At 71.8% G+C, this 9901-nt stretch carries 11 protein-coding genes; 9 read left to right on the top strand and 2 right to left on the bottom strand.

Annotated elements, in window-relative coordinates; genetic code table 11:
- Window positions 1–55: 55 nt before the first annotated feature.
- The 4 genes from K8U61_RS23490 to K8U61_RS23475 are packed head-to-tail and all read left to right on the top strand — an operon-like array spanning window position 56 to window position 5030.
- The gene (locus K8U61_RS23490) at window positions 56–2083 is read left to right on the top strand and encodes a primosomal protein N' (RefSeq protein ID WP_224125443.1); all 2028 of its coding nucleotides are present in this window, start codon (window positions 56–58) and stop codon (window positions 2081–2083) included.
- 30 nt (window positions 2084–2113) lie between these two features.
- Window positions 2114–2659, top strand: a complete 546-nt coding sequence (gene def / locus K8U61_RS23485) for a peptide deformylase (protein WP_224125442.1) — start codon at window positions 2114–2116, stop codon at window positions 2657–2659.
- The gene (gene fmt / locus K8U61_RS23480; protein WP_224125441.1) at window positions 2656–3582 is read left to right on the top strand and encodes a methionyl-tRNA formyltransferase; all 927 of its coding nucleotides are present in this window, start codon (window positions 2656–2658) and stop codon (window positions 3580–3582) included. The genes def and fmt overlap by 4 nt, the downstream gene beginning before the upstream one ends.
- 53 nt (window positions 3583–3635) lie before the next feature.
- Window positions 3636–5030 carry an RsmB/NOP family class I SAM-dependent RNA methyltransferase gene (locus K8U61_RS23475; protein ID WP_224125440.1) on the top strand — a complete coding sequence of 465 codons (1395 nt, stop codon included), beginning with the start codon at window positions 3636–3638 and terminating at the stop codon, window positions 5028–5030.
- 10 nt (window positions 5031–5040) lie between these two features.
- On the opposite strand, the gene K8U61_RS23470 is transcribed toward K8U61_RS23475, so the two are convergent.
- Entirely contained in the window at window positions 5041–5772 is a 732-nt protein-coding gene (locus tag K8U61_RS23470) for an AAA family ATPase (RefSeq protein ID WP_224125439.1), read from the bottom strand.
- A gap of 39 nt (window positions 5773–5811) precedes the next feature.
- Between K8U61_RS23470 and ligD the strand changes: the two genes are divergently transcribed.
- Together ligD and K8U61_RS23460 are read left to right on the top strand one after the other, a co-directional pair.
- Window positions 5812–6771 carry a non-homologous end-joining DNA ligase gene (gene ligD, locus K8U61_RS23465; protein WP_224125438.1) on the top strand — a complete coding sequence of 320 codons (960 nt, stop codon included), beginning with the start codon at window positions 5812–5814 and terminating at the stop codon, window positions 6769–6771.
- A gap of 4 nt (window positions 6772–6775) precedes the next feature.
- Window positions 6776–7048 carry a hypothetical protein gene (locus K8U61_RS23460; RefSeq protein WP_224125437.1) on the top strand — a complete coding sequence of 91 codons (273 nt, stop codon included), beginning with the start codon at window positions 6776–6778 and terminating at the stop codon, window positions 7046–7048.
- On the opposite strand, the gene K8U61_RS23455 is transcribed toward K8U61_RS23460, so the two are convergent.
- The gene (locus K8U61_RS23455) at window positions 7045–7353 is read right to left on the bottom strand and encodes an iron chaperone (RefSeq protein ID WP_224125436.1); all 309 of its coding nucleotides are present in this window, start codon (window positions 7351–7353) and stop codon (window positions 7045–7047) included. The genes K8U61_RS23460 and K8U61_RS23455 overlap by 4 nt on opposite strands.
- Before the next feature lie 147 nt (window positions 7354–7500).
- On the opposite strand from K8U61_RS23455, the gene K8U61_RS23450 reads away from it, so the two are divergent.
- The 3 genes from K8U61_RS23450 to rpe all read left to right on the top strand — a co-directional run bounded on the left by K8U61_RS23450 (window position 7501) and on the right by rpe (window position 9900).
- Entirely contained in the window at window positions 7501–8535 is a 1035-nt protein-coding gene (locus K8U61_RS23450) for a GmrSD restriction endonuclease domain-containing protein (protein WP_224125435.1), read from the top strand.
- Window positions 8536–8683: 148 nt separating this feature from the next.
- On the top strand, window positions 8684–9190 hold the full coding sequence (locus K8U61_RS23445; protein ID WP_224125434.1) for a hypothetical protein: 507 nt from the start codon (window positions 8684–8686) through the stop codon (window positions 9188–9190).
- Between the two features lie 47 nt (window positions 9191–9237).
- A complete protein-coding gene (gene rpe / locus K8U61_RS23440; protein WP_224125433.1) occupies window positions 9238–9900 on the top strand; it encodes a ribulose-phosphate 3-epimerase in 663 nt (220 codons plus the stop codon).
- The last annotated feature ends 1 nt before the right edge of the window (window position 9901 follow it).

Genomic DNA, 9901 nt, shown 5'->3' with positions numbered 1-9901 from the left:
TGCGCCGACTCGCGCATTTGCCGGACCGTCCGCTGGCGCTGGTAGAACTGCGCGCATGACCGAGGACCAGCCCGAGCTCCTGCCCGGGCTGGTCCGCCAGCAGGTCAAGGCGTCCCAGGCCCGCGCCCGGGAGACCCGGGCGCGCAAGGCCGCCGCCGCGGCCGTCGCCTCGGTCGACCCGGTGGCGCGGGTGCTGGTCGACGTGCCCCTCGCGCACCTGGACCGGCCCTTCGACTACGCCGTGCCCGAGTCCATGGCCGACGCCGCGCAGCCCGGCGTCCGGGTCAAGGTGCGCTTCGCGGGCCAGGACGTCGACGGCTACCTCGTGGCCCGCGCCGCCAGCTCCGACCACACCGGCCAGCTGGCGTCGCTGCGGCGGGTGATCAGCCCCGAGCCGGTGCTCGCCCCCCAGGTGGCCGCGCTCAGCGCCGAGCTCGCCGAGCGGTACGCCGGCAGCCGCGCCGACGTGCTGCGGCTGGCCGTCCCGCAGCGGCACGCGACCACCGAGAAGGACGCGAGCTGGCCCGAGCCGGGGGAGTGGCGGCACGACGCCGCCGCCGGAGAGGCAGCCTGGACGGGTCACGAGCCGGGTGCGGCCTACCTGCGCCACCTGGCCTCCGGCGGGTCGCCCCGCGCGGTCTGGGCGGCCGCGCCGGCCACCGACTGGCCGCTCCTGGTCGCCCACGCCGTCGCCGCGACGCTCGCCTCCGGCCGGGGCGCCCTCGTCTGCGTCCCCGACGGCAAGGACGTCGCGCGGGTCGACCGGGCGCTCGCCGACGTCCTCGGTCCCGAGCGGCACGTCACGCTCACCGCCGAGGCCGGCCCGGCCCGCCGCTACCGCGACTTCCTCGCGATCAGCCGGGACGCGCGCCGCGTCGTGGTCGGCACCCGCGGCGCGAGCTTCGCGCCGGTCCACGACCTCGGGCTCGTCGTCTGCTGGGACGACGGCGACGACCTGCACGCCGAGCCGCGCGCTCCCTACCCCCACACGCGCGAGACGCTGCTCCTGCGAGCCGAGCGGGAGGGCGCGGCCGCGCTGGTCGGTGGCTTCGTGCGGACCGTCGAGTCGGAGTACCTCCTGCGCACGGGCTGGGCCCAGGAGCTCGGCCCGAGCCGGGAGGAGGTACGCCGCCGCGTCACGGTCAGCATCGCCGGAGATCCCTCCATCAAGGACGTGCACGGGCGCGCCTCACGCATCCCGCGGGAGGTCCACACCGCGGTCCGCGACGCGCTCGCGCAGGGGCCGGTCCTCGTCCAGACCCCGCGCCTCGGCTACGTCACGTCGCTCGCCTGCGAGCGGTGCCGTACGCCGGCCCGCTGCGGCGCCTGCCAGGGCCCGCTCGCGCTCACCGGCCCCACCACCCCGCCCGCCTGCCGCTGGTGCGGCACGGTCGCCGAGGACTGGGCCTGCCCCGAGTGCGGCCACCGGGGGCTCCGCGCACCCGTCCTCGGCGACGCCCGGACGGCGGAGGAGCTCGGCCGGGCCTTCGCCAACACCCGGGTGCGCACCAGCTCCGGCGACGCCGTGCTGGCCACCGTCCCGCCCGGTCCGCAGATCGTCGTCGCCACGCCGGGCGCCGAGCCGGTGGTCGAGGGCGGCTACGCCGCCGTGGTGCTGCTCGACACCTGGCTCCTGCTCTCGCGGATCGACCTGCGCGCGGGCGAGGAGGCCCTGCGCCGATGGGCCGGTGCCGCCGCCCTCGTCGCCCGTGGCGGGCGCGTCGTGGCGGTCGGCGATCCCGCCCACCCGGCCCTCCAGGCCCTGGTGCGGTGGGACCCGGCCGGCTTCGCCGCCCGCGAGACCGCGGACCGGGTGGAGGCGCACCTGCCGCCGGCCAGCCGCCTGGCCACCATCACCGGTGACCCGGGCGCGGTCGACGACGCGGTCACGCTGCTCGCCGCTCCCGCCGCGGCCGAGCTGCTCGGCCCGGTCGACGTCGGTGAGGGGGAGTGCCGCCTCGTCGTCCGCGTCCCGCGGGCCCAGGGTGCCCAGCTGTCGACGGCGCTGGGCGAGCTGCAGCGAGTGCGCTCGAGCCGCAAGCTCGACCCGGTGCGGATCCAGGTCGACCCACCGACCCTCTGACCCGGCCGGGGGCCTCTCTAGACTTGCCGGGTGCCCATCCAGCCGATCCGCCTCTTCGGGGACCCGATCCTGCGCAAGCCCGCGGCCGAGGTCGTCGACTTCGACAAGGAGCTGCGGCGTCTCGTCGAGGACCTCACCGACACCATGCGTGCCGCTCCGGGCGCGGGCCTCGCGGCCCCCCAGATCGGCGTCGGGCTGCGTGTCTTCACCTGGTACGTCGACGGCGAGGTCGGCCACCTCGTCAACCCGTCGCTCGACCTGGGCGAGGAGATCCAGGACGGCCCCGAGGGCTGCCTGTCGATCCCGGACCTCAGCTTCGACTGCAAGCGGGCCCGCCTCGTGGTGGCCCGCGGCTTCGACATGCACGGCGGGCCGATCGTCGTCGAGGGCTCCGACCTGCTCGCCCGCGCGATCCAGCACGAGACCGACCACCTCGACGGCGTCCTCTTCGTCGACCGGCTCGACGCCGACGCCCGCAAGGCCGCGATGAAGGCGATCCGCGAGGCGGAGTGGTTCGGCCTCGACCAGCCGACCGTCAAGGTCTCGCCGCACCCGACCTTCGGGTCCGCGCGGTGAGGCTGGTCTTCGCCGGCACCCCCGAGGTCGCCCTCCCGGCCCTCGACGCCATCGCCGAGTCCGACCACGAGCTGGCCGGGGTCGTCACCCGTCCGGACGCGCCCGCCGGCCGCGGTCGCAGCCTCGTGGCGAGCCCGGTCGCGGACCGGGCCGCCGAGCTCGGCGTACCGGTCCTGAAGCCCGCGCACCCCCGCGACCCCGACTTCCAGGAGCAGCTGCGGGCTCTCGCCCCCGACTGCTGCCCGGTGGTCGCGTACGGCGCCCTCCTGCCGCAGTCGGCCCTCGACATCCCGCCGCTGGGCTGGGTCAACCTGCACTTCTCGGTGCTGCCCGCCTGGCGCGGCGCCGCTCCTGTCCAGCACTCGCTGTGGGCCGGCGACGAGGTCACCGGCGCCACCACGTTCCGGATCGTGAAGGAGCTGGACGCGGGGCCGACCTTCGGGGTGATGACCGAGCGGATCCGCCCGACGGACACGGCCGGCGACCTGCTCGCCCGGCTCGCGGAGGGCGGCGCCGGACTGCTGGTCGCGACCCTCGACGGCCTTGCCGACGGCGCGGTCGACGCGCGGCCGCAGCAGCCGGAGGGCCTGTCCTACGCGCCCAAGATCGAGGTGGAGGACGCCCGGGTCGACTGGTCGCGTCCGGCGGTGGCCGTCGACCGTCAGGTCCGCGCCTGCACGCCCGCGCCCGGCGCCTGGACCGAGCTCGACGGCGCGCGCCTCAAGCTCGGCCCGGTCACCCTCGTCGACGGCGCGCTCGCGCCCGGCGAGCTCGCGGTCGGCAAGCGCGACGTGGTCGTCGGGACCGGCACCACCGCGGTCCGGCTCGGCCAGGTGCAGGCACCCGGCAAGCGCGCGATGGACGCCGCCGACTGGGCCCGAGGTCTGCGCATCGAGACGGGGGCCCATTTCGATGAATCCTGAACCATCTGATCGCTACGGTCGTCCCATGACCTTCCCGTCGGAGCGCGTCGAGGATGACTGAGCCCCGTCCACGGGGGCAGCAACGCCGGGCCGGCTCGACCGGGCCCCGGGCCAGGATCGACCCGGCGCGGTTCGTCGCGTTCGAGGTCCTCAAGGCGGTCCGGGTCGACGGCGCCTACACCAACCTGGTGCTGCCCGGGCTGCTCCGCCAGCACGGCCTCAGTGGCCGCGACGCCGCATTCGCGACCGAGCTCGCGGCCGGCACCATCCGTCGCCGCGGGACCTACGACGCGATCCTCGCGGCCTGCATCGACCGGCCGCTCAGCAAGGTCGAGGCGAAGGTCCTCGACGCGCTGCGGCTCGGCACGCACCAGCTGCTCGCGATGCGGGTGCCGGTGCACGCCGCGATCAGCACCACCGTCGACCTGGTCCGCGACCGGGTCGGCGCCGGCGCCGCCGGCTTCGCCAACGCCGTGCTGCGCCGCGTCTCCGAGCACCCGCTGACGGAGTGGATCGGCCGGGTCGCGCCCGACCCGCGGGTCGCACCGACCCGGTTCGCCGCCACCGCCTACAGCCACCCGCGCTGGGTGGTGGACGAGCTGCGTGAGGCCGTCGGAGCCGCCGAGCTCTACGACCTGCTCGCGGCCGACAACGTCTCGCCCAGCGTCACCCTGGTGGCCCGCCCGGGCCGCTCCACGCGCGACGAGCTGCCCGGCACGCCGACCCGCTTCTCGCCGTACGGCGTGGTCATGGAGGGTGGCGACCCGGGGGGCATCCCGGCCGTCGCGGAGGGTCGCGCGGGCGTCCAGGACGAGGGCTCCCAGCTGGTGGCGATCGCGGCCGCGGCGGCGCCGATCGAGGGTCGCGACCAGCACTGGCTCGACCTCTGCGCCGGGCCTGGCGGCAAGGCCGCCCTGCTCGCCGCGCTCGCGGCCGAGCGTGGAGCCCGGATCGTGGGCTCCGAGCGGCAGGTGCACCGGGCCGGCCTGGTCCGCCGCGCCCTCGCGGGGTCGCCCGGGGTCGCGGGCGTGGTCGCTGCCGACGGCACCGCCCCGCCGTACCGCTACGCGGTCTTCGACCGGGTCCTCGTCGACGCCCCGTGCACCGGCCTCGGTGCGCTGCGGCGGCGGCCCGAGGCGCGCTGGCGTCGCAAGCCCGAGGACGTGGTCGAGCTGGTCCGGCTGCAGCGGCAGCTGGTGGGCGCGGCCCTCGACCTGACCCGCCCCGGCGGCGTCGTCGTCTACGCGACCTGCTCACCGTTGCTCGCCGAGACCAGCGAGGTGGTCACCGCGGTCCTCGAGCGCCGCCGCGACGTCACCCTCGGCGACGCGACCGCGCTCCTCCCGGACGTCCCGGACTGCGCCGGCCCGCTGGACGGCACCGTCCAGCTCTGGCCGCACCGGCACGGCACCGACGCGATGTTCATCGCGGTGCTGCGCAAGGGCTGAGCCGGCCGGTTCAGTCCAGCACGTGCCGCAGGTAGCGGGCGGGCGCGTCGAGGTAGGCCTTCCAGTGGTGCACGAGGTCGAGCTCCTCCCACGTCGTACGGCGGAGGCCCCAGTCGCCCACCTCGAGGATGGTCGCGCCGGGCATCGCCGCCAGCACGGGTGAGTGGGTCGCGCACAGGACCTGGCCCCCGCTCTCGACGATCCGGCCGAGGGCTCCGATCAGCGCGAGCGTCGAGGAGAAGGACAGCGCCGCCTCCGGCTCGTCCAGGCAGTAGAAGCCGGGGGCATCGAAGCGGGTGCGCAGCACCTCGAGGAACGACTCGCCGTGGCTCATCTCGTGGAAGGCCGGCTCGGGCGGCCCATGGCGCACCGGTGCCGGGTTGTCCTCGAGGTAGCTGTAGAAGCCGTGCATGGTCTCCGCTCGCAGGAAGAAGCCCCGGCGGCTCGCCGCGAGACCGCGTTGGAGGTGGAGCGCCCGGCCCAGCGGCGACTCCGACCTGCGCGTCGAGTGCTGGCTGCCGGTCGAACCACCCTCCGCGCCGAGCCCGAACGCTTCGGCGACCGCCTCGACGATCGTGGACTTGCCCGTGCCGTTCTCGCCGACCAGAAAGGTGACGAACGGCGACAGGTCGAGCCCCTCGCGCACGAGCTGCGCGACCGCCGGGACCGTCCCCGGCCAGGCGTCGCCGGGCAGGTCGTCCTCGACGGACACGCGCACCACGGGCGGCTGGTCGAAGTCCACGTCCGCACCGTAGCCGGGGGTTCCCCCTACGCTGACCGCATGCCGTCCAAGCCGCCCGCGGTCGAGATCGAGGTCGATGACCGGGTGGTGCGGGTGAGCAACCCCGACCGCGTCTACTTCCCCGAGTCGGGGGCGACCAAGCTGGACCTGGTCGAGTACTACCTCGCCGTGGGGCCCGGCATCGTCAACGCCCTCTTCGAGCGGCCCTGCATGCTCCACCGATTCCCGAAGGGGCTCGCCGGCGACAAGGTCCACCAGAAGCGGCTCCCTGCGGGCGCGCCGCCGTGGGTCGAGACCGTGCAGCTGCACTTCCCGCGCTGGAACCGCACCGCCGACGAGCTCTGCGTCACCGAGCTCGGCAGCGTGATCTGGGCGGTGCAGATGTCGACCGTCGAGTTCCACCCCTGGAACAGCCGTCGGGGTCACACCGAGGAGCCCGACGAGTGGCGCATCGACCTCGACCCCGGGCCGCTGAGCGACTACGACCAGGTACGCCGGGTCGCGCACGTCGTCCACGAGGTCCTCGACGAGCTCGGCGCGGTCGGCTACCCGAAGACCAGCGGCAGCAAGGGCATGCACGTCTACGTCCGCATCGCGCCCGACCACGGCTTCCCGGACGTCCGCCGCGCCGCCCACGCCTTCGCCCGTGAGATCGAGCGGCGCGCGCCCGACGACGTGACGACGCTGTGGTGGAAGAAGGACCGCGACCCGCACCACCTCTTCGTCGACTACAACCAGAACACCCGCGACCACACGATCGCGGCGGCCTACTCCGTCCGCGGCCTGCCGGACGCCCGCGTCTCCACCCCGATCCGCTGGGACGAGGTCGACGACGCCGACCCGCGCGACCTCACGATCTTCACCGTGCCCGACCGGTTCGCCGAGCTCGGGGACCTGCACGCCGACATCGACGACCACGTCTTCGACATCGCCCCGCTGCTGGAGTGGGCCGACCGCGACGGCGCGGCGCCCGACGAACCCGAGGAACCCGAGGAGTGAGCACGTGCCCGGACTGGGAAAGCCGGCAGAGCCGCTCGGCGACGCGAACGGCACGCGGCCGACGGCCTGGATCGGCGACCGTCAGCTGTCCTGCCTGGTGTGCGACGGACGCCTCTTCGCCTACCGGCAGGTGCTCCTCAACACCGCCGGCATGACGTACGTGGGGCTCGACTGGCTCAACAGGGCAGCGGTCGGCGTCGTGTGCCGCGAGTGTGGCTTCGTGCACGAGTTCATGGGTGACCGCGTCACGTGGCGTCCCGAGGAGTCGGCCGACTAGCCGATCTCGGCGAGTCGCAGCCGCACCATCTCGACGATCACGTCGTCCGGCAGCGGGTGGTCCGGAGTGCACTGCACCCCGCCCTTGGTCGTGGTGAAGCCGTCGAGCCGGTCCCGGACCGCGTCGACGATCGCCGACCCGAAGGGGTAGAGGCCGACGTGGTGCTTCGTCTCGTTGAGCCCGAGCAGCGGCTTGCCCCGGACCTTCCAGGCCGGCATGCCGTACGACGTGCCCTCCTCGGCGTCCGGCGCCACACCGAGCACCAGCGCGCGGACGTGGTCGTGGAGCTCCTCGTAGGTGGCCACGACCTCACCGTAGCCGCGCTCTAGACTGACCGCCCGTGGGCCACATCCAGATCACGCCGAGCATTCGTTAGCCACCGCTGGGAGACGAATCGAATTGCGGGTCTGGCTTCATGCGTCCGGCGGCGCTCGTGCCCATAGGGTGAGGACATGACCGAGCTCCAAGCGCAACTCGACAAGCATCGACAGAAGGTCGACGTCGACCACTTCGACATCCCTGTGCGTGAGTTGCTGCGGATGCTTGAAGATCAAGAGCTAGCGATCGCACCCGAGTATCAGCGGCAGTTTCGATGGGACGCGAAGCGCGAGTCCGAGCTGATCGAGAGCCTCCTGCTCGGCCTTCCGGTACCTCCGCTCTTCGTTGCCACGAACCCCGACGCCACCTGGGAACTGGTAGATGGACTGCAGCGTGTGTCGACCATGATTCACTTCGCTGGGTCCGGGGAACAGATCCAAGAGCACATCGCTGAAGACGCAGAGCCTCTCGAGCTTACGGATCTCAAGAAGCTGACGGCGTTCAACGGGCTGACTTTCGATGACTTGCCTACCTCACTGCAGGTGACTCTCTTGCGGCGCGCTCTGCGAGTCACTGCACTGTCCGATAAGAGCCAACTAGAGGTGCGGTTCGATCTTTTCGAGCGATTGAATCGCGGCGGCGTCGTCCTCACTCCTCAGGAGGTCCGAGCGTGCATCTATCGCGGCCCGTTCAACGCGTACATCGGAGAAGCCGCTCATAGCGAGCCGTTCAAGACTCTGCTGAAGCTGCAGAAGGGAAGTGAGGCTGATGGAACTCGTGAGGAGCAGGTACTGAAGTTCTTCGCGTATCTCTACGCACGCGATCGCTTCGATGGCCGAGTTACTGAGTTCCTCAACACCTTCATGGAAGAGAACCGCGCCGGGAAGGACCTGAAGAAGTGGCGGAAGCTCTTCGACGACACGGTGGACGCGCTGTGGGGGATTTTTAAGGGACCAGCTCTGAAGGGCAACTACCCGCTGACGCCGCTCAATCAGTTCGAGGCGCTGATGGTCGCTACGGCTGAGCTTCTCGAAGAGAAGAAGAAGCCGCGTGGTACGCCAGCGCGTGTGATGAATGATCCCGACCTTCTGAAGCACAGCACGAAGGGGACGAACACGACCGCAGCCCTTCGGGGTCGGATCCAGAGAGCCAAGGAATTGCTGAGCTGAGCCAATGCGGTGCATTGCGGACGCGAGTGGTGAGCTCGACTCGCTTAGGACCAGGCTCGCCCATGAGGAGTCAGAGGCGCTCAAGCGCGGTTCTTTCGACAAGTCTGGGCTCACCGCTCACTTCAAGGCCGGATGCGTCGTTTGGGTAATGGCGATCTTGGAGGAACTCGTCCGGCAACTAGCGGACGAGCTTCGAAGTGCAGTCCAGGCAAGCGTTACGACACCTGAGGTTCTACATACGAACCTTGCGATGGCGCTGAGTCAAGGGGCTTGGCAGTCAGCCGCTACTCAGGATCGGAATGGGCTGATCAGGCGCATCGAGCTGGTCAGCACTCACACAATGGGGACGGACGATTGGCCGGAAAGTTTCACTTTCCTCGATGGTAAGACCGTAAACGACGGCACCTTCACGACGGTCTGGCGTGTCCTCGGGCTCAAGGGCAACACATTCGGTAGCCCTATCCAGTCTGCGACCCTTCGGGATCTCGCTGGAAGGCGGAACCGGGTTGCACACGGCGAGGAAACGGTTGTTCAGGCTGGCCGCACACTGACCTTCGGTGACCTGGACAAGAAACTCCAGCACGTCGACGACGTGCTGGCGGGGTTGTGGCTTGCCGTCGATGATTGGCTCAAGACTGGTGGATGGCGGCCGTAGCAACTCGCTCGCATCGTCCGACAATCGCCCCGATAGACTCCGCGATCGTGTCCATCCAGATCACGCCGAGCATCCTCAACGCCGACTTCGCGCGGCTGGGGGAGGAGGTCGCCCGGATCGGCAGCGCCGACTGGGTGCACGTCGACGTGATGGACAACCACTTCGTGCCCAACCTGACCTTCGGGCCGACCATGGTCGAGGCGCTCGCCCGCTCGACAGACGTGCCGCTCGACGCCCACCTGATGATCGAGGACGCCGACCGCGAGGCCCTGGCGTACGTCGAGGCCGGCTGCGGATCGGTCACCTTCCACGTCGAGGCCGCGAAGGCGCCCGTCCGGCTCGCCCGCGAGATCCGGGCGAAGGGGGCGCGGGCGAGCATGGCGCTCAAGCCGGCGACCCCGATCGACCCCTACGAGGACCTCCTCGCCGAGCTCGACATGGTGCTGATCATGACCGTCGAGCCGGGCTTCGGCGGCCAGAAGTTCCTCGACCTCTGCCTGCCCAAGATCCGCCGCGCCCGCGAGCTGATGGACAAGCACGGCGTCGAGACGTGGCTCCAGGTCGACGGCGGGGTCAGCCTCGAGACCATCGAGCGCTGCGCCGAGGCCGGTGCCGACGTCTTCGTCGCCGGCTCGGCCGTCTACTCCGCCGAGGACCCCGACCGGATGGTCGCCGACCTCCGCGGCAGGGCCGAGCAAGCACGCGGCTGAC

Source organism: Nocardioides mangrovi (assembly GCF_020073815.1).
GTDB lineage: Bacteria > Actinomycetota > Actinomycetes > Propionibacteriales > Nocardioidaceae > Nocardioides > Nocardioides mangrovi.
Note: the sequence above shows the minus strand (reverse complement) of the source record. Positions and strands in the feature narration are given on the sequence as shown.